Genomic DNA, 408 nt, shown 5'->3' on the forward strand with positions numbered 1-408 from the left:
CAGTTCCTGGCGCATTTATTTGAGGTCGACTGTAACGAAGCTGCGCGCGTGATTGCGCTGGATAAGGAGTGCGGCCTTCTTGCCGGCACCGGCCGAAAGCGCAGCAAGTTGATCCAGGGATGCGACCAGCGTGCCGTTGAGCGACAGCAGGACATCGCCCGGTTTGATGCCGACAGCTCCCGCTGTTCCCGAGACGTCATCCACCATCAGTCCATCAGCCAGGCCCGTGGTGCGCCGCTCATCATCGGTCAGCGCATGCATCGTGAGACCAAGGCGGTCGAGTGCGCCTCCGTCACTTGCGGCTGTGCCCTCAACCCTTCCAGCGTCCGCATTTGCATCGTCGCCTTGCGTCGATGTGCCGAGATTCACCATCACCGTAACCTGCTTACGGTTGCGGATCAGCTTCAA

1 protein-coding gene is annotated in these 408 nt (G+C 60.8%); it reads right to left on the reverse strand.

Going from position 1 to position 408, the window contains the following annotated elements; translation table 11 throughout:
- Window positions 1–15: 15 nt before the first annotated feature.
- The coding region (locus tag H3V53_RS44060) for a PDZ domain-containing protein (RefSeq protein ID WP_336603080.1) at window positions 16–408 on the reverse strand (393 nt) is incomplete at its 5' end.

It is taken from the genome of Paraburkholderia bengalensis, assembly GCF_037126505.1.
GTDB classification, from domain to species: Bacteria; Pseudomonadota; Gammaproteobacteria; order Burkholderiales; family Burkholderiaceae; genus Paraburkholderia; species Paraburkholderia bengalensis.